This window comes from Mariniblastus fucicola, assembly GCF_008087665.1.
GTDB classification, from domain to species: Bacteria; Planctomycetota; Planctomycetia; order Pirellulales; family Pirellulaceae; genus Mariniblastus; species Mariniblastus fucicola.
Window position 1 is genome coordinate 5,099,721 of the sequence record NZ_CP042912.1, and the last position, 19,583, is coordinate 5,119,303.

Consider the following 19,583-nt stretch of genomic DNA (forward strand, 5'->3'; position numbering starts at 1 on the left):
CTATTTCTCAGTCCACTCCATCACGTCGTCTGGCGAACTGATATCGATGCGAACCAACGCGTCGTGCGGGCAGGCGCGTTGGCAGGCAGGCCCAAACGGTTGCTCCAAACACAAATCACACTTGGTTGCTTTGATCACCGGTAGCGAGGTCTCAGAATCGCGAATCGGATTCCCGCGGTTGTCGTTGACCTGGACCATTTGAATGTTGTGATAGGGACAGTTGTTCGCACAGGTTGAACATCCGATGCACGTTGTATCGTTGATTGCAACGTTACCCGTTTCGCGATCCCGACCGATGGCTCCGGTCGGACAGCCGATCATGCAAACCGGATCAAGGCAGTGCATGCAGGCGTTGGCGATCATCCAGTGATCGTGCACCGGACCGTGTCGGACAAAACGGGGATTGTTATCGTGCGTCGAGGCACAGGCCCGGACGCAGTCATCGCAGCGTGTACATCGATCAAGGTCGATCATCATGGCCTGCGTGCCGTTGATAAACCGGTTTTCTACCAGGAACTCCATCAGCCCCGGTTCCATCGATTTGGCGCGTGGCGTCAGTCGTCGATTCCTTGCTTTCCCGTCACCAGCGAGGTCAGGCAGCGGTGCCGGAAACGAAGACTCGCGTAGTTGCGGCAGGACAAGTTCCTCAAGCACCGTGACCGGGATCTTTAAAACGTCGACAAAGCCCAGCGAACGCAGACTCAGCATCCACGGCCGCTGCTGACCGGTGGCCCAGTTGTGCACGACCTCACGAAAGCCAAACGTGTCTCCTTTGCCCAGATACGCGATCGTCTGATGGCCTTCTCCATGCTTTCGGCTCAAGCGAGCGAAGCCGTTGCGAATCAAAACCAGGCCATCAACATAGTCGCCCTGCTCGGCGATCAGCGGCTCGTTGAGAATCCGCTGCGAGATGTCTTTCTTGAGAGTGGATTTGAACTTGTGCGACCACTGATAGTTTCCAAAGGTCTGAAAAATCGTGCGATCGGCGAGTTTGCGAATGACGTCGTCAGGCAAATCGCGAAAAATTTCAGTTTCTCGGAGATGAGCTTGCAGGCTGTTTTCGCGGTATCGTTTTTCAATATGTTGCCCCATGGCTTCATTTCGAAGCATCAACTCGCGGAAGCCCTGCCAACGAATTTCCAGCACGACCATCTTTGAATTCGCGACGACGGTAGCTGACCGCGCGGATCGAGTCAGCGCCGAGATCTCGCCAAAGATTTCTCCTTCGCCAAGCGTAATCGAGTGCTCGGGAGGAATCACGCGAGGAATGTCGTGCAGGAAAACATGCGTTCCGCTGGAGTGATCTCGCAAGCCCGTTCCAGTATCCTGATTGGGCGTTTTGGTTTTCGAGTAGTCGCGAGCTTCCGTCTGATTGGAGTTTCGCCACAACTGTGCGATCGCTCGCCCCCAGCCTTTTCGTTCCTTGTTGCCACGGCCAAGAACTTCTGGCGGTAAGCTTCGAGTGGAAACAAGTGCTTCTCCGGACACGATCAGAAACGCACTTCCGCCGTAGTCACCTTCGCGAACAATGATGTCGCCCTTTTCCAACTGCTGCAGTCGCGAATCGTTTTTCAGAATCCCTGACAGCGGCATCGATTCCGAAAAACTCTCCGGATTCATTGCCGTGAACGGCGCAACCTTCAACAGCCCATCGACGGCTCGCGCGTCCATGTCAGGATCCAAAGGCTCACTCCAGCGAGCCGGAAATTTGATCCGTGTTGAATTTTCCATCTGTGGTTCCTGTCTTCCCGCAGCATCCATGCATTGGGTGAAGGGCGTTTATTTGTATTGGCTGGGCGAGGGCAACAGAGCGTCGACAAACGCCATTTCGCTACCATCATTTTTGACCGCGAACTCGCGACCGGCCTGTTGGATTTCGTCTGCGACTTCGTTGAGTTGTTCGTAATTGTTGGTGTTCAGTTTGGCTTTGGCAAATGCCTCAAGCACACGTTGTACCTGTTCGTTGTTGAATGCTTTCTGCAACTCAAACAGCTTCACCGCCGAAGCGGCAGCTCGCTGGGCCACGTTGACGCCGTAAGTCCCGTTTTCGGTCGCGATCGCGGTGGCTCGGGTGCTGAACTCAAGATCAGCGATGAGCCCCACGACATGCATCATCCGCAGTCGATCCTGAGACGCCTGCTCGTTAACGGCTCCGTTGCTACGTAGAAAATTGTGCCGAATCTGTCCCTGCGAATAGCGCACCAGATCGAACTCGGCAGTTCCCGCAGTGTGACCGCCGATGTTGACAAGGTCTTCGTTGGGGACCATGTGGCAGCTGTAACAGTTCATTGCAATGGAATACAGATCACGCGTATTGTTCATGCCGAATTTGGCACTTTGTTTAAGCCGCTTCTTCCGATGCGACTCTGACTCGGATTCTTTCGTTGCCGTTGGACCGCCGTAGTCATTGTGCAGCGCCAGCCAGTCGCGGGAAGCGCCGTGGCACGACTCACAGGAGATTCCGGATACAGCTTTGTTGCGGCCATCGATCTCCTGGAGCGTGAAGTGGCAATCGATGCAGACGTTACTGCGTTTGACCGAACTGAGCCCCATCTTCGAACAGATTTCGCGAGCTTTCGGGTTGCGTGAGAGTTCTTCGAAGGTTTTGAAGTGAGGCGTTTGCCGCCAAACCCGAATTTCGCTTCCATGACAATTGGCACAGGACTCAAACGTCATCACCTTGGACGGATCGCAAACCAGACCCTGAGCAGCCGCCTGTAAACCGATGTGAGAGACAAGGCACGTGATGAACACGACGGCAGCGGAAACTTTGAGCATGGACGCTTTTATTCGGAACATCGACTACACCTCCAACTCAAGAGCACCGTCAGGAACCGCAATGCATGGCAAGCAACAGCCAGGATTGCAACTGACTTTATCCCCCGTCGTGTATCGGACTTTTCCGCTGACGATCGCCGTTTCACATGTGCCGCAACTGCCAGCCCGGCAACCGGATTCGATCGGAATGTCGTTGGCTTCGGCAAGCTCCAACAAGGATTCGAAACTGGAATTCCAGAGCGCGACTTCATTGGACTCGAGAAACGAAACCGGGTCCGGAGAATCGTGTTTGGTTTCGTTTCCAGCGGTCGATTTCTTGATCGTCGAAGGGCCGAACTGTTCGTACTTGATGCGCGACGCGTCGATGCCCCACTCTTCCAGGCCCGAGTGCAAAGATTCCATAAACGCCGGTGGCCCGCAAAGATAGAACTGACAATTTTCGCCGGGAATGATGGCTTTGAGCAGGTCAATCGAGACGAACCCCTGAACCTGATAGTCGACGCCTTTGATGTCGTCAGGCTGAGGACGAGAGTAGCAATTGATGACGTGCACGTTTGCGTTTTCGGCAGCTTTCTCGCCAAGGTACTCTTTGAACTGCTGTTCCTCGCTGTTGCGAACGCCGTGAATCAACACGACGGATCGATTCGGGTTCGTGGCCAGCAAATGGTCCAGCATGCTGACCATCGGTGTGATTCCGATTCCACCGGCCAACAGGACGGCGACGTCGTCAGATTGTTCGTCCAGGTAAAAATGGCCCGACGGTGCCTTGATTGGAATTCGATGTCCGACACGCGTACCGAAATTGACAATCGTGGAAACCACGCCCGGGCCCTTGTCGCCGCCTCGGTCGGCAACGTGCTTCACCGTCACGCGATAGTACGGATTGCCTGGTGCTCCCGACAATGAGTAACAGCGAATCAGCGGTTTTGATTTTCCTTTGGGCTGGAACTTCAGCGTGATGTGCTGCCCGGGCTTGAAACCCGGAATCGGTTTTCCGTCTTCTGGCGCGAGGTAGACGGACACTGTGTTGACGCACTCGCGAACCATTTTGGTAACGATAAAGTCACGATATCCGTTCCATGCACCGGCATTGCTTTTTACTGACTTGTTACTGGCACGCAGTCGAATCGCCTCCCGCATCCAGCGGGTTGACTCCTGATGGGCCTGATTGGTGCCAGTCAGAGACATCAAAGTCTGCCCGGCCCACGAGGCAACGCCCAGCAATGCTGCGGCGCACAGTCCGATGCCCAAGAATAAAATGATGCTGTCGATTCCAAACATGAAGGTAGTGCCAAGTCCGTGTTGGCTCATCCGAATCCGTCAAATTGGGCGCGAAAATTCCGCGCATACCCACTTTCGGTATTCGGCTTCCCGGATGGGCCGCTTGAGAGACCGCCAAGCTGAAGCGCACAGCTTGAAGCTGGAGGGGTTTGGAGCAAGAAATTGCTAGCGATTTCAGTTTGGCGGTGGTCAGCTTTTGGGAACCGCATCGCCAATTTGCCGCAGCAAATCGAAAGTGTATATTCCGGCGCTGTGACCGTCGGAAAAGTGAATGTTGTAAGCGTAGTTGCCGACCGGATGCATGACTTCGATGTCCAGCGGGCGAGCTTCCGCAGCCGACAAGACCGTCAGCTGATTTGTTGGCGGGGCAGGCTTTGGATTGATGCGTTCTTCATTGCAGTGAGCACAATGGCAGGCTTTACGAAGCGCGCTGTACGGAATTTCGTGCCGCACGTCATCGCTCCATACGATCACGATGCTGCGATCTTCCGTTTTCGTCAATTCAACAGGGTGAAGACTCATCTTTGATCCAGAAACCTTTTGCCTTTCATCTCAAACCGTGGCAGCGATCCAGATTCAACGACCTCTACCTCGACACGCAAACCCAACCGGATCTGAATCTCGTTCGCAATCCTGTTCGGATCCCCCAAACGGTCCTCAACGCGAACCCTCAGCTGATCCATCTGCCCATCACGCCACGCGATCAGCTGAAATTCGTCGACGCTATCAAACCCACGTAGAATTTTCTCCAACGATGTTGGAAAAACGTTTACGCCACGGATGATCATCATATCGTCGGATCGCCCCAGCACACCGCCGTCGAGAAACACAAACGATGAGTCTGTCTTCCAGGTTGGACGCACGAGGTCTCCGGTCAAGTATCGTAGCACCGGACAACCAAGCCGACCGATTGTCGTGATCACCAGCTGACAAACCTGACCTTCGGTGGCAGGCGAATTCTTGTCCAGCGGTTGGTTCGTTTCGACGTCCAAAAATTCTGGAAAGAACTGCGACTCGTTGACATACAGCCCGGTTCCGGCAGCATCAGCGAACCCCCACGGTCCGACTTCGGTCGCTCCGGCATGATCCACGACGCCCGCGTTCCATTTGGATTCAATGGAAGCGCGAATTTCCGGAACGGATCCGCCTGGCTCTCCAGCGACGATGATTTTTCTAACGGCGCTGCTCGCGAGGTCAATCGATTTCTGTTCAGCAACCTGAGCCATATGCAGTGCGTAGCTGGGCGTGCAAAAAACAATCGTCGCTCGCGAAGACAGAACCAGATCAAGCCGCGCTTCGGTGCTCATCGCTCCTGTCGGCATCACCAAAGCCCCGCGTTCGACTGCCGCGTCGAAAGCCGACCAAAATCCGACGAAAGGACCAAAGCTAAACGCCATCAGAACACGATCCGATTCGGTCATGTTGGCTGAATCGAGCACGTGTTGCCAAGCCTCCATCCACCACTGCCAGTCGTCTTTCGTGTCCAGCACTGCCAGCGGACGGCCCGTCGTTCCGGAAGTCCGATGGAATCGACTGTAGTGCTCTCGCGAAAACGACAGGTTCGCGGCATAGCCGTCGTCGCCAATTAGCTCGTGCTTTTTCAGCAACGGCACACGAGCGAACGCGTCGAGACTCGAAATGGCATCGGCGCCATCAAGCCGTTCCCGAAAGAACGCATTCTTTTCGCGGACCAGTTCGGCAAACGCAAACAGCTGTTCGGCCTGGGCGCGTTCAAAGCTGGCTCGGTCTTGAGCCAGTATCTTTTTTCGATGTTCAGAATTGGTTCGTTCCAGTTGCCACATGCCTCTATGATATTCGGAACTCGCCGACGCCAACAGCCTGTTGTGTCTTATCGCACGTAGCAACGACAACTCGAAACCCCGGCGATCGTTTTCAAATTTCCCCGAACACCTCTGCATGTCCTTCTCCGCCCAGCACGTCAAAGCCGCCCGTCTGCATCTGCGAAAATCCGACCCCAAACTCGGCGCGATTATCAAGTCTGTCGGCCCGTTCACGACCAAGGCTCGTCGCGATCGTTTTGGAACGCTGGTTCGATCGATCGTCTCTCAACAAATCGCAACCGCAGCGGCAGAAGCGATCAAAAGTCGGCTGGAAACAGCGATTGAAGATAATCGCAAGACAGCTCGCAAGCGTGGTCAGCCTTATTGCCCCAAAACGATTCTGGATTTTTCAGTCGACGAGCTTCGTGAAATCGGACTCTCGCGACAGAAAGCAACCTACGTCCAGTCCCTGGCCCAGCACGTCGTCGATGGCGATGTTGATTTGGCCGAAATCCACAAACTCGACGATGAAACGATTATTGAATCGCTAACGCAAGTCAAAGGTATCGGGCGTTGGACCGCGCAAATGTTTCTCATATTTTCGCTGGCCCGATTGGATGTTTTGCCCGTGGACGACCTTGGCGTCAGAACCGCGGTCAAAAACGTTTACGGTCTGGGCGATCTTCCGGCGAAATCAGAAATGGAAGAAATCGCCGAGCCTTGGCGGCCGTACGCTTCAATCGCCAGCTGGTACATGTGGAGAAGCCTGGAGCTGGACGAGAATTGACTGACGATCGGCAGAGCCGCATCCAATCCATCACGACGCATCATGTCGTCGTGCGAACCAGTTGCTTCAAGGCGTCGAGCAAATCCGACATGTCTTCGCGAGAGATATCCGCCCACTCGTTTGTTTTGTGAGCGATGATTGCGATCTTAAAAGCGTTGACCGCGTCCAGAACATCGTCCGGCAAATCGGTGAACGACTCGAAAGGCTTGGCAACGAATTCTTCAGGCTCTTCGGCTGAATCCGAACTTTCTGGTGAACCGTCCGAAGTCTTCGTAGACTTCGATCCGTCACCGCTGCCTTCGTCGCCGAAGTCAGGCCCTTCGTGAACCGGACCTTCGACGTAGTTTTTGTCGTTCTGACGGTTTTGCTCAGACAGAGCCAGCGTCTGAGATTCTTCGGCCAACTCGGTCGCGACAACGTCACTGGTTCGCGGCTGGTCGTTCGGGTCGCTGCCAAGAGTTTCCCAACGCTGATGCCGCATCTGCGAAATCGACCACTTGTTCTGGATCGCTCCCTCCAGCCACATCTCGGCGTCTTCCCAATCGAGGGCGGCGTAAAAGTGACTCCAGTACAGCCCGCTGTAATCCTGATACTCACTGCCGAAGCGATCGAAAGTGCGACGCAGACGACCGACGTGCTGCGGCGTCACACCGCCAACCAACTGACACCAGGCTTCATCGGAATACTCATTGACCGACGCGTTGGAATCCTTCAGCGACGCGCGCCATTGAGAAATGATCTCGCCTTTTCCCCAGTTCGTCGTGCTGATCAACTGATTCCATTGCCCGATGAAGGTTTTGGACTGTTCGATCGTTTCGTCAGAAATGGAGACTTCGTTTCCTGGAGCAGCAGTTTCAGCAGTTTCGGCCATGTGTTTCAAATTCCTTTTCGGTGTTTAACGGTCAAGCCAAACTAACATCGCTGCTTTCGTTTCCCAGTGACAAAATCCGATTTCACGCCCGAGTTACCGACGAGTCTAATTGCCTGAGAGTTTTCAACGTCAAACTCGGCGCCGGTGTAAAACTTTGATGCCGCGGAACGGCTGAATCGCGTTGCTTCCGCGTGGAAAACTCGTTTGTAATAAACGTGTTCGCCTTAAGAACGCCTTCCGATTGCGGTAGACTTGGCAAGATGTCAACTTCCATCCCTCAAGCTCGACAGATTGTTCACGCGGTGTCTGCCGGAGCACGCAACATGGCGATCGACCAGGCGATCCTCGAATCAACGGTTGCCAGCGGCCGAACGACGCTACGGTTTTACGGCTGGTCGCCGGCGACGCTTTCGCTGGGCTATTTCCAGAAAGTTGCCGATCGCCAATCCCATTCGCCGAGTGAATCTTGTCCCATCGTCCGCAGGGCGTCGGGCGGAGGCGCGATCGTTCATGATGATGAGCTGACTTATAGTCTGTGCGTTGCGACGAAAGGATCGATCGCGAAAGCCAACGCGGGATTGTATGACCTGGTCCACAATGCGATCCTGGCTGCGCTGTCAGAGCAGGGCATCGCTGCTGAGCTTTACGAGGCTGCGCCAGATCAGGAAGTCAAAGCCAGCAAAGCCGATCCGTTTTTGTGCTTCGAGCGTCGTGCCGTCGGCGACATTATTTTAGATGGCGCCAAAGTTGGAGGCAGTGCTCAGCGGCGTCTAAAAAATGCGTTGATTCAGCACGGAAGTTTGCTGCTGTCGCGTTCGAGGTTTGCGCCCGAACTTCCGGGACTGAAGGAACTGAGCGGAAAGCCGATCGACGAATCTCGGTTGATTGAGAGTATCAGCGCGAAAGTTGCCGATGCGATGCAGGTCAAGTTTGTCATCGGCGAACTATCCACTGACGAATTGAATCGAGCCGCTGAAGTCGAATCGGAACGGTTTGGATCCGAGAGCTGGTTAAACAAGAAGTAGACAGGCTGACCAGACGATGACTGTGCGCCTGCTGACTTTCATCTTGCGGCCTACTTCAACCGCGGCAAGCCTGCATCCACGCGGTTCTGCTGGACCAACTGCCAGGCTTCCGGACAGAGCTTCAAAAACTTGACCAGCTGCGACGTCGACAAACCCAATCTTTGCTTGGCCGCCGAACTCAAATCGAACTGGTAGGCAAAAACCCAATCGAGGGCTTCGGCAACGAGTGCGGGAAAGTCTGCATGTTTCGGGCTGACGACAAGCTTGCCGCCCACGGCGCGACTTCGCCACATTTCGCTGGGCAAAGCAGCCTCATCCTGAACCGGTTTGTCGCATCGGAGGGAGATCGCCAGATTCAAACGCAATCGAAAAACCGCTGCCTCTCGATTGTCCAGCTGACTTCGACGCTCGCTGGCCTGCCCGCTGACGCCGCTTTCACGATGGGTCACCACAATCGCGGTTTCCGTTTTATTTCGATGCTGTCCACCGGGTCCGCCGCGGCGAGTCCGCTGAGTGTCGCAACCTGACAGCAACTTCTCTGTCGGCCAGGACGCTGGATGTGGATTCGTTAATGGATCTGAATCTGGCATTGAGGTTACAAACATTCGCGATTCGCGGACAACCGGTCAACGACAGTAGAGCGTATCGCCGGGAGTGTCTACAATTGGGCGGTTTCCAATTCCCGCCCCATTATAAATTTATGAAGAAGCTCGGCCCCTACGATTTTGAAGGAACGCTCGGCCGTGGCGGAATGGGCACAGTCTTTCGGGGAACGCACCGCGAAACGGGTGAGCTGCACGCCGTCAAAGTCCTTTCGCCAGTCTACTCGCACGACGATCACTTTCGCGGACGATTTGAATCTGAAATCAACGCTCTGCTGCAGTTGGATCATCCCAACATTGTGAAACTGATCAGCTACGGTCAGGAAGACGGCATGCTCTATTTTTCGATGGAGCTGATCGAAGGCAACAGCCTGTTCCAGATGCAAAAAAAAGGTCATCGTTTCAACTGGCGAGAGTGTCTGCAAATCGCCAAAGACGTCTGTCAGGGTTTGCGGCACGCACATGATCGCGGCATCATTCATCGCGATCTCAAGCCCGGCAACCTTTTGATGACGCAATTCAACTCGGTGAAGATCACGGACTTTGGAATCGCCAAAAGTTTCGGCAACAACCAGAACACGGGCGACAACATTCTTGGCACGATGGACTTCATGAGCCCGGAACAGGCCAAGGGAGAGCCGGTTACGTTTCGCAGCGATCTGTACAGCCTGGGCGCCGTGCTTTATACGCTGCTCTCGGGTCGGCCTCCGTTCACTGCCAACTCGATCGAAGAATCGTTGCGCAATTTGACTCGTGTTCCGGCGCCGAAAATTGGCAAAGCCGTGCCTAGCGTGCCGAAGGAAATTGAAGACATTATCGCCAAGCTGATGGAGAAGAAACCAGAGAAACGGGTTTCGACCGCACTGGCGCTGAACCATCGCCTCGAAGATATCGAAGAAGCTCTCAAGACGTACAGCGAAGCCAAAACCGCCGAAACGGGAAGCTTGAAGAATCCGACAGAGGATGACGACGAGCATCTTACGCTCAACATCGGCAAGGACATGGCCACGATTACTCACATCACCGACCATTCGACGTCCAGCGGCTCAAAGGGAGGCGCATCAAGCTCACACGCCGCGATGCCGACCCGAGCTGATAAAACGGTTGTCGACAGTGCCGTTGTCTCCAGCGATTTGCCTGAATCCACCGGCCGACCGCGCAGTGACTTTCACAATCGGGTCAGCCCAATGGAGCGGGCTTCCGCGTCGCAGGCTGAAGAAGATCCCATCGAAGCGCGATACGGCAAAGGAGTCCTGCGAACGCTGTTGATGCTGCTGGCGGTCGTTTCGCTCGCAACGATAGGGATGTGGACTTCGTATCAAACTCCCTCTGCAGACCAATTGTACGCTGAGATCCAGTCCAATCCGCCGTCGGCAGTTCTCGAGCAGTGCGAACGGTTCATGGAGTCATATCCGGAAGACGAACGGGCGGATATCGTCAAACGAACTTTTGAGTTTGGCAAAGCAACCAAGTATTACTCGCAGCTTTCAAACAAGCTTGAGGCACGATCGAACTTGATCGGTAAAGCTCGACTGACGGAGATCGAGCGACAGTTTTTGCAGATCGCGAATCTTGCGAAATCGAATTTCGAAGCCGCCAACAACAGCATGGATGCCTTCGTTCGCGTTCATGATTCCAACCCGGACATGTCGCAGCGTGATCGAGAATGTGTCGATGCCGCCAAGATTTTCAGACTGAAGATTCGTGAGGACGCTCAGCGACAAGCCAAAACGAACCTCAACAGTATTCGCAACGCCATGAAGCGTGCCGCAGAAGACGAACCAGCGGAAGCTGCCAAAACCTATCGTTCGATCATCGCGTTGTACGATTCGATGAGCGAAGCGTCCAACCCCGAAGTTCGCCAACTGGTAAAACAGGCCAAGCAATTGCTGGCCAAACTTCCGCTTGGGGATGCTCCGGACGACGCTTCAACTTCGCAGCAGGAACCGTCGGACGATGAATAGTCTACGACGTGTTTGCCCTGGATGTAGCTGCCTCTGCGATGGCCTGACAACGGCTGCTGATTCCAAAGTGCCTGTCGAAGCACTGTCCTGCAACGTCGGTGCCGCCTGGTTTGCCGATCGTATTGAAGCGGCTCAAGCAACGCAGAGCCAAACGAAAATTCAGTCACAGATCTCTGACACTCAACTGGCCGAAGTCCGCGAGCTGCTCGATAAAGCAAATGCGCCGCTGATCACAGGGATTGAAAACCTCTCGACGGCAGCGCAACAGTCTGCAGTCAGAGTCGCGGACCGTTTCTACGCGGGGATCGATTCGGGCTGGTCCAACGCTGCTCGCGGATCCATGTTTTCGCTCCAACGCTACGGAAAAGTAACCGCAACGCTGGGCGAGGTCGCCAATCGATCGGACCTGGTGGTGCTTTGGTTCTGCGATCCGGAAACGACGCACCCTCGATTCGTGGAGCGATTTGTTCGTAACGAGGATAAGCCGAAAAAGCGACTGATTGTGATCGACGAAACGAAAACGGCGACCGCAGTACTGGCTGACGAATTCATCCGTGTCTCTGCCGCGGACGCCCAAACGTTCGCTCAACAGCTTCGCCTGGAACTCGCCGGTCACCGTGAAAATTCCAGCCTGATCACAGCCATGACTTCGGCGAACTACGGCTCACTCTTCGTTGGAAAACCATCAGGCGTCGACGCAAATTTTGATGTCACTACTGACCAGTGGTTTCAGCTCGTCCGGTCGCTCAACGACCACACACGGTTTGTGATGGGATCACTTCGTAAGGACCGCAACGGCATTGGGGCGAACAATGTGCTGGCTTCGCTGTCTGGCTTTCCCGACGCCGTTCGCTTTACCAAGAGCGCCGAGAGCGGACCAAAGCACAACGGCTTGGAGTACTCGACGACGTCCGTGATCCGACGCCGCGAATGTGACTTGCTGGTCGTGTGTGATATGGGAGTCAGCGAACCTTTTGAAAATCATCTGGATGAGGAGACCATTGCTTGGCTGAAATCCATCCCGGTGATCGTCCTTTCTGACCGACCTGCAAGCCAATACCGGACTGCGACGCTTCATTTCGTCACTGGCACGCCGGGTTGGACAACGGCTGGAGATTTCGTGCGCACCGACGACGTCCCTATCCCAATGCCGGCGATCGAAGGCACCGATTTGCAAATTGCCCAGCGCCTGTTCGACGGCTTGATCTCTGGATAGATCAGCTCTGCGACGATCTCTGCGTGCAACGGGAACGATTGCACCGCACGACGCCGTGGAAGCGAATCCAACGAAACTCACTGTTCGGGTTCAAGGCACCGCGATATATTGCTGACTTCCCAAAACGTCACCGATCGCCATCCCATGAAAACTGACGAAATTCGCCAACGCTATCTCGATTTTTTCAAATCAAAAGGGCACACCGTCTGCACCAGCGACGTGCTGGTTCCCAAATGGGACCCGACGGTTCTGTTCACGCCCGCGGGAATGAATCCGTTCAAGGATCACTTTCTGGGGAATGTGGAACTTGAGTTCACACGCGCGACCAGTTCGCAAAAATGCCTTCGAACCGGCGACATTGAAAACGTCGGCCGCACGGCCTATCACCACACCTTTTTTGAGATGCTGGGCAACTTCAGCTTTGGTGACTATTTCAAAAAAGACGCCATCCATTGGGCCTGGGAGTTTCTGGTCGACAAGCAATGGATGGGGATCGATCCCGAACGCCTGACGGTCACTGTTTACCTGGACGATGACGAAGCCTCCGACATCTGGCACAAGGAAGTCGGCCTGCCGCTCGATCGCATAGAACGGCTTGGCGAGCACGATAACTTTTGGCCAGCGGGAGCTCCGACCGACGGTCCCGATGGAGTCTGCGGTCCGTGCAGCGAAATTTTCTTTCATCCCGACGATGGACCTGAATGCGAAATTTGGAATCTGGTTTTTACGCAGTTCAATCGCAGTGGCGATCCGCCAAACAACCTTTCTCCGTTGCCAAGCAAGAACATTGACACGGGCATGGGCCTGGAGCGAATGGCGGCAACGTTGCAGGGAGTGGAGACGAACTTTCATATCGATTCGCTGCTGCCGATTGTGCATGCGGCAGCGGAAGTTTGCGGCATCAAATACGAAGCCAACACAGACAACGGTCGTCGCATGCGTCGCATCACGGATCATGTCCGCGCGTGCACGATGGCGATCCATGAAAATGTCTTGCCGGGAAAAGAAAAAGAAAACTATACGGTTCGCCGATTGCTTCGCCGCGCAGTTTTGCAGGGCTATCAAATCGGACTCCGCGATCCGTTTTTGGCTCAACTGGTCCCCGCTGTTGTTGATTCGCTCAAAGTTCCCTATCCAGAGCTTGCTCAAACGGTCGACAGTGTTCAGAAAGCGATCACGAACGAGGAAAATGACTTTTATCATCTGATCGAAAACAACCTTCGTTTTGTCGAGCAAATGATCGAAGACGCGAAACAAAGCAAGGCCACCGAGATCGACGCTGCAGAAGCGGCGCGGCTGTTCCAGACTCGCGGCGTTCCACCGGAGTTGACTTCCGAGTTGGCTGCAGAAGCTGAATTGGGTTTCAACTGGGATAATTACCAGGCTGAAATGGCCCGGCACGGCGCTGCCAGTGGAACACTGGTCGATGGCGTCATGGGGAACTCCGGACCGATCGACGAGTTCAAGAACAAGCTGAAAAAGACGACTTTTACCGGATACGATTGCACTTCGGGAACGGCGACGGTGCTCGGGATCGGCGATGTAGAAACTTCGCTGGAAGAAATCGATGCGTCCAACGGCCAGTGCGTGGTCGTGCTTTCCGAGACTCCGTTTTACGCTCGGTCCGGCGGTCAGGAATCGGACTTTGGCACGCTGACCAATGACGGCGTCGAATTCGAAGTCATCGATATGGAGAAAACGGGCGACCTGTTTATCCATGTCGGCGTTGTAAAATCTGGCAAGCTAAAAGTCGGCGACGAAGTGACCGCAACGGTTGATCCGGAACGTCGCGCCGCTGTTTGTCGTGCTCATTCGGCAACGCATATTTTGCACTACGCATTGCAACAGAATCTTGGCGAACATGCGACGCAACGTGGCTCGCGAGTCGACGATGACAAACTGCGTTTCGATTTTGCGAACCAGGGAGCCATCCCGAGCGAAACGCTTTCGGCGATTGAAACGATGACGCTGGAGAAGATCAGCGAAGGCGTCGACGTGAAATGGGAAACTGTATCGCTGGACGATGCCAAGAAGGCCGGAGCGATGATGCTGTTCGGCGAAAAATATCCAGACCCGGTCCGCATGGTATCGATCGGCGGTTTCAGCAAGGAGCTTTGCGGCGGCACGCATTTGAACAACAGTTCTGACGTGATGGCGTTTGAGATCGTTTCGGAATCCGGAACGGCAGCGGGCACGCGACGAATCGAGGCGCTTACCGGAAAGCGTGCGATCGAAAACCAACAGGAAGTCAAAGCCGCGTCACAGGAAGTCGCCAAACTGCTTGGCGTCGACGCGTCGCAAGTCGGTTCGGCCGTGAAGGGACTGTTCGGCGAAGTTCGCGACCTGAAAAAACAGGCGGCTTCCGGGAAAGCGAATTCTAAACCTAACGATACGAAGCTGCCGGCGGTCAATGCGAAAGCGGGCTATCTGGAGATCCGTAATGAGCTCTTTTCAGCGGCGTCGCTGCTGAATGTTCCGACTTCCGAGATTTCGGCTCGAGTCCAATCGTTGTTGAGCGAGAAACAGTCCTTGTTGGAGCAAATCGAGAAGCTTGCCGTAGCGGCCGAGTTGTCGGCTGATGACCTGATCGCCGAGGGCGTGCAGAAGGGGGAAGTTTTGGTGATTTCGAAGTCGCTTCCGCTGGCTACGCCGGACCTGATGCGTCAGTTAATCGACCAAATTCGGAAGAAAACCAATCCTGTGGCGGTGTTTTTTGCAACTTCACCGGGTCCTGGGAAGGTAATGCTGATCGCTGGCCTGTCGCGAGACCTCGTGGAACGCGGTATAAAGGCTGGGGATTGGGTCAAAACTGTCGCGCCCGTTGTGGGCGGAAACGGCGGTGGGAAACCGGACCTTGCTCAGGCAGGGGGAAAAAATCCGGAGAACATTGAACAGGCGATTCAAGAGGCCGTATCGTTCATTGAATCCAAAATCTAATCTACAAATTTCGACCCGGCTGGGAACAGAGTTCGCTTGACCGGTTTAACCTCAAAATCTTATGGAGTTTTCATCAATGCGAACCGCATTCCTTTCTTTGGCCGTTGTTTCACTTTGCCTGGTGACTGCACCGGCCTTCGCTCAGCAAACACCGCTTGAAGCGAAAGAAAAATCGGTTATCCGTTTCGACGTCAACATGGACAAGATTGTCAATTCGGAACTTGGCAAGCAACTTGATCTGCAAGACAAGATGCAAACTCTTCCTGGCGTTGACCCGGAAGAAATGGATCCATCATCAATTTCACGCGTGTTTGGATCACTTAGCCTGCCGGACAACGTTCAGGCGTTTCAGGGCATGGGGCCCGGTGCTGCACTGCCGATGGAGTTGTTCTCACGCGTTGAGTTCAACAACAGCGAGTCGCTCTCTGGCCTGTTGAAAAAGATGTCCGAAGAAAGCGAAGAGGTTTCTATCGGTGGCAAGACTTTCATGAAGCAAACTGATCCGGATGCTCCGGAAGGAATGCTGGCTCAGAAGATCGACGACAAGACGCTTGAAATGGGTACGGAAAAGTATCTGACTCGTGCTGATCGCGAAGTTGCGACCGACGGCTTGAATAAAGCCTGGAAGATGACGCCAGATCACGCGGTTCGGATCGTCGTCGACGTCGATGGAATGGCTGCACTGAAAGAAGAGATCATCGACATGGTCGCTCAGACACAGCCAAACGCGATCGCTTATGCGGAACTTTTGAACAACATCACCAACCTTCGAATCACTGTCGACCTTGATGGTGACGAGCTGTTGACACTTTGTGCAACTGGAAAAGACGAAGAACTGGCAGAAGAGTTCGCTGACGGACTCGATTCATTGCTGATGTTCGGAAAAATGGGCTTGGATCCTGCTCGTGCTCCAAACGAAGAAGCAGCTTCTGTCATGAAGAAAATTGGCGATGCACTCGAAGCGAAGCTTGACGGTACCGAAGTCAGCATTCGCATCCCACGACCTGAAGGCTTCAACGAAGTCGTCGGTGGATTGTTCCCTGGCTTCTAGGCTACTGCAAAGTCACTTCGATAAACAGAAACGGCACTGATTCGCTCAGCGCCGTTTTTTCGTTTCTATTTTTCAGCTCACGTGCGTGGTGACATTCGCGGGCGCGTATTTTTTGATCGACGAATTACTGATCGTAGGCGGGAACTGGGGAAGCCAATGCGGCCCATTCGACTTCCAGTTCATTCTCGATTGACGTCACGCCTTCGATCCCACGAAGCGCTTCCTGAGCCATCTGCTTTTCGAAATACGTTTCGGTAGATCCACAAAGCACAACACGTCCGCGATTGGTGCGGACCTTGATTCGACGGGAATCCAAATGTGGATTGTGGACGATTGCTTTGGCGATCTGTTGGTGCAGAACAGAAGTTGAGATGGAAGTCAGTTGCATCGTATTGAACAGATTGGGGAGGAGATGAACTTGCGACAGAACTATGTAGCTTGCCGTTAGCGAATGCCGCGATAGAACTTGATTCCAGTCTGGAAATGAGGGCGCCGCGAGGGAAAATCCCCGCCCACAGAATGCAGAATCCGTACAAACTGCCACAAACTGTCGATCGTCAGAGAAACGCCGCCTGAGTGGCCAGTCGTCCCGATTTAGATGCCGAACCAGTTGGCAGAACGCACCTTGCGAGATTTTGCAAAGTCCGTCGGGCGTGGCGGCGGAGTGTATTTTCCGTAGCTCTTGATTCGCTCAAGCAGGACAAGAATTCGCTCTTTCAAAAACTGATTGAGCAAGTCCTTGTTTTCTCGAACATGGCCCTCGTCATCGAGACAAAGCCGAATCATGCTTTCCTGTTCCTGGATCCCGCCGTTTCGGAATGAGTCGACCGGACGCATGCTCAGCGTGATCGCTTTTCCAGCGTAACCAGTCGTACGAAACTCAAGCGACATCTCATCCTGGCTGGCGAGTTCGTCGTAGATCTCGGACGCGCGATCCAAATCGCCAGACTCAATGTATAGCTCACCCAGACGACATTTGGCGCGGAGATTGTACAGCTCAGTTTTGTGCACGTCGGTCGTTGCCGCATTCGGCGGAAAATATTCACCAACTGCTTTCCAGAGCAATTTACGACGCTCGAAATCATCCGCCGGAATCTCTCTCGAGTTCCAATACGCGGAAAGATATTGTTCTTCGACATCGCACTCCATGGGGACTTCGAGTTCCTCTGCGACTTCGAGGTCATCGTTGCGAAGATTCTTCAACCCGGAATACTGATCGGCGATCTGACTGCCACCCCACCACGCAACCAGTGAAAGCAAAATCATCGCGGGCACGACCAGCCACAACGGCGAATAAGTCCGACGTCCTTTTTTAGGACGAACGAACGACTCCGTTTGCGCGACTTCATGAAGCATCGGAATTCCCGCCACCAGCTCGCGGCTGTGCATTTGAACTTCGAACAGCTTCCAGTCAAAACCGTTTGAGGCTTCCACATTGATCGCCTGCAACATCTTCATCAATTGCATTGGCGATTGCGGTCGGTCTTCCTTTTTCTTGCTTAACATCGCATTGACGATAGTGTCGAGTTCGCCTGGCAAATCGCTGCGATGATCACTGATCAAACCCGGTGTTTCCGAAGTATGCTTGACCGCGATCACCAGCGGCGAATCTCCGTCGAACGGAGGCTGACCGACAAGCATGTGATAGAGCGTGACTCCGAGCGAGTAGATGTCGCTGCGAATGTCGACTTCCGCGCCTTCGATCTGCTCCGGGCTCATGTACAGCGGCGTGCCGACGGTGATCCCGGCTCGCGTCAGTGTATTGTCAGCCTCGTCCCCGACACGTGCCAGCCCGAAGTCAGCGATCTTGATCTCGCCGTTGGACGTCAACAAAATGTTTTCGGGTTTGATGTCGCGATGCACGACATCGTGTTCGTCGCCTTTTTGTAACGCCATCGCCGATTGCCGCAAGACGCTTAACGCCATGTCTGGCGGAACCGCTCCGTAACGACCGAGATACTGTTTCAGGTTTCGACCGCGAACGTATTCTTGAGCGATAAAGTGAAAACCATTCGCTTGGCCGACTTCAAAAATTTGCACGATGTTGGCATGCACCAAACCGGCTGCAGCTTGAGCCTCACGTTTAAATCGGTCGACGTAGCCTTCATCGTTGGCCAGATGCTTCTTCAGAATCTTTAGAGCGACGTTCCGCTTGAGCGACTCCTGGACCGCGAGATAAACGTCTGCCATTCCGCCAGACCCAAGTCGGCGCAGCAGGCGATAGTCACCGATCTTCAGTCCAGCAAGATCTGAGTGCGATTGAGAATTGTCAGCGAGATGTTCCATGGGCGGCAGCAAGTCAAAAACCTTTTTCCGATCCGTCGAAATATTATGTTTCACTCGAAACACAAAGACAATGACGATCCAAGCGTACGTGAGATTGAGAAAATGGTTCTGATTTTCCTGAAAAAGATCTTTCTTACGGTAAAAAACCGATTTTCTATTTTCGAACCGACGACATTCCTCCATCAATGCCCCAAACTTGCCCCGTAATCCAGCTACTTTTTTGGCTTAAAAGGAACGCTCCTGCCTCCGCAAGGTCGTCAACACTGCCCGTTCGACCTAACGGATACTTCTCCCCCAGTGCCTTTGCTTTCTCCGGATCCGCGAAAAACTTTTCAGTCAGCGGAGTATCGGTCAGCGCCGGAGCCAAACAATTCACTCTCGTGTGAGGTGAAAATTCTGCAGCGAGGGTACGCGTCAAGCCTTCGATTGCCCCCTTCGAAGCGGCAATCGAAGCGTGTGCATGCATCCCCTGAGCAACCGCCACGGTGCTGAAAAGCAATACGCTCGATGCGCCATTTTTCTTCAAACCGGAATGCGTTGCCTGCAGAACTTTGACCGCGCCGACAACGTTCAGCTCAAAGTCTTCCCGGAAGATCTCAGGCTTGAGCGATCGAAATGAACGCAGGTTGATGCTGCCCGGACAATACGCGACGCCGTCGATCGAATTCGGCAACCAGGATTTGTCGACATCATCCGTCGTAACATCAAACACATGGTGCGTGACTCCGGGAAGCTGCTCCGCCAGCGCGGATCGACTCAGCACGATCACTTGATGGCCGGCAGCGGACAAACGCTTCGTAATCCCCAGACCAATTCCCTTGCTTCCACCGACAACGATAAAGTTTTTTTCGCTCATAGCCTGCTTTCGATATCAAAGAACTCAACTATCTCTGACCCGAAAACTCGAGCCAACCGTAACGGGTCGCAAAACCGTCCAACTGTTTGACACCGCTGCAAATGGATTGTTCGCCCTCACGCCCTCTCGAACAGCAATCGGGTAATCC

The 19,583-nt window shown here is 54.0% G+C and carries 16 protein-coding genes; 6 read left to right on the top strand and 10 right to left on the bottom strand.

The genetic code is table 11. From position 1 onward, the window contains the following. The 5 genes from MFFC18_RS19035 to MFFC18_RS19055 form a co-directional block, all read right to left on the bottom strand. A complete protein-coding gene (locus MFFC18_RS19035) occupies positions 1-1,731 on the bottom strand; it encodes a cyclic nucleotide-binding domain-containing protein (protein ID WP_162273956.1) in 1,731 nt (576 codons plus the stop codon). Between the two features lie 48 nt (positions 1,732-1,779). Then, positions 1,780-2,778: a cytochrome c family protein gene (locus tag MFFC18_RS19040; RefSeq protein WP_210421376.1), complete on the bottom strand. Its 999-nt coding sequence runs from the start codon at positions 2,776-2,778 to the stop codon at positions 1,780-1,782. Between the two features lie 24 nt (positions 2,779-2,802). Further along, positions 2,803-4,089, bottom strand: coding sequence for a 2Fe-2S iron-sulfur cluster-binding protein (locus MFFC18_RS19045; protein WP_084417132.1), 1,287 nt, complete (start codon positions 4,087-4,089; stop codon positions 2,803-2,805). A gap of 159 nt (positions 4,090-4,248) precedes the next feature. Next, on the bottom strand, positions 4,249-4,581 hold the full coding sequence (locus tag MFFC18_RS19050) for a DUF971 domain-containing protein (RefSeq protein WP_075084648.1): 333 nt from the start codon (positions 4,579-4,581) through the stop codon (positions 4,249-4,251). After that, positions 4,578-5,861 carry a phenylacetate--CoA ligase family protein gene (locus MFFC18_RS19055; protein ID WP_084417133.1) on the bottom strand — a complete coding sequence of 428 codons (1,284 nt, stop codon included), beginning with the start codon at positions 5,859-5,861 and terminating at the stop codon, positions 4,578-4,580. The genes MFFC18_RS19050 and MFFC18_RS19055 overlap by 4 nt, the downstream gene beginning before the upstream one ends. Positions 5,862-5,976: 115 nt before the next feature. Here MFFC18_RS19055 and MFFC18_RS19060 point away from each other — a divergent pair, with 115 nt between their 5' ends. Next, on the top strand, positions 5,977-6,627 hold the full coding sequence (locus MFFC18_RS19060) for a DNA-3-methyladenine glycosylase family protein (protein WP_075084649.1): 651 nt from the start codon (positions 5,977-5,979) through the stop codon (positions 6,625-6,627). 40 nt (positions 6,628-6,667) lie between these two features. Here the strand turns inward: MFFC18_RS19060 and MFFC18_RS19065 are convergent, their stop codons facing one another. After that, positions 6,668-7,498, bottom strand: a complete 831-nt coding sequence (locus tag MFFC18_RS19065) for a hypothetical protein (RefSeq protein WP_075084650.1) — start codon at positions 7,496-7,498, stop codon at positions 6,668-6,670. A 260-nt stretch (positions 7,499-7,758) separates the two neighbouring features. Here MFFC18_RS19065 and MFFC18_RS19070 point away from each other — a divergent pair, with 260 nt between their 5' ends. Continuing rightward, entirely contained in the window at positions 7,759-8,523 is a 765-nt protein-coding gene (locus MFFC18_RS19070) for a lipoate--protein ligase family protein (protein ID WP_084417134.1), read from the top strand. Between the two features lie 50 nt (positions 8,524-8,573). Here MFFC18_RS19070 and MFFC18_RS19075 read toward each other — a convergent pair whose 3' ends face one another. Further along, on the bottom strand, positions 8,574-9,128 hold the full coding sequence (locus MFFC18_RS19075) for a peptide chain release factor family protein (RefSeq protein ID WP_210421377.1): 555 nt from the start codon (positions 9,126-9,128) through the stop codon (positions 8,574-8,576). Between the two features lie 95 nt (positions 9,129-9,223). Between MFFC18_RS19075 and MFFC18_RS19080 the strand changes: the two genes are divergently transcribed. From MFFC18_RS19080 to MFFC18_RS19095, 4 genes are all read left to right on the top strand, one after another. Beyond that, positions 9,224-11,089: a serine/threonine protein kinase gene (locus tag MFFC18_RS19080; RefSeq protein WP_075084652.1), complete on the top strand. Its 1,866-nt coding sequence runs from the start codon at positions 9,224-9,226 to the stop codon at positions 11,087-11,089. Beyond that, positions 11,082-12,305 (top strand): hypothetical protein, encoded by a 1,224-nt coding sequence (locus MFFC18_RS19085; RefSeq protein WP_148618985.1) that lies wholly within the window; start codon positions 11,082-11,084, stop codon positions 12,303-12,305. The genes MFFC18_RS19080 and MFFC18_RS19085 overlap by 8 nt, the downstream gene beginning before the upstream one ends. Positions 12,306-12,449: 144 nt before the next feature. After that, positions 12,450-15,242 carry an alanine--tRNA ligase gene (gene alaS / locus MFFC18_RS19090; RefSeq protein ID WP_075084654.1) on the top strand — a complete coding sequence of 931 codons (2,793 nt, stop codon included), beginning with the start codon at positions 12,450-12,452 and terminating at the stop codon, positions 15,240-15,242. Between the two features lie 76 nt (positions 15,243-15,318). Then, positions 15,319-16,293 (top strand): hypothetical protein, encoded by a 975-nt coding sequence (locus tag MFFC18_RS19095; RefSeq protein ID WP_148618986.1) that lies wholly within the window; start codon positions 15,319-15,321, stop codon positions 16,291-16,293. Between the two features lie 124 nt (positions 16,294-16,417). Here the strand turns inward: MFFC18_RS19095 and MFFC18_RS19100 are convergent, their stop codons facing one another. The 3 genes from MFFC18_RS19100 to MFFC18_RS19110 all read right to left on the bottom strand — a co-directional run bounded on the left by MFFC18_RS19100 (position 16,418) and on the right by MFFC18_RS19110 (position 19,435). Next, positions 16,418-16,681: a BON domain-containing protein gene (locus tag MFFC18_RS19100; protein ID WP_084417136.1), complete on the bottom strand. Its 264-nt coding sequence runs from the start codon at positions 16,679-16,681 to the stop codon at positions 16,418-16,420. 206 nt (positions 16,682-16,887) lie between these two features. Then, a complete protein-coding gene (locus tag MFFC18_RS19105) occupies positions 16,888-18,579 on the bottom strand; it encodes a serine/threonine-protein kinase (RefSeq protein ID WP_162273957.1) in 1,692 nt (563 codons plus the stop codon). Positions 18,580-18,733: 154 nt separating this feature from the next. Next, the gene (locus MFFC18_RS19110) at positions 18,734-19,435 is read right to left on the bottom strand and encodes an SDR family NAD(P)-dependent oxidoreductase (RefSeq protein WP_075084657.1); all 702 of its coding nucleotides are present in this window, start codon (positions 19,433-19,435) and stop codon (positions 18,734-18,736) included. Positions 19,436-19,583: the final 148 nt, after the last annotated feature.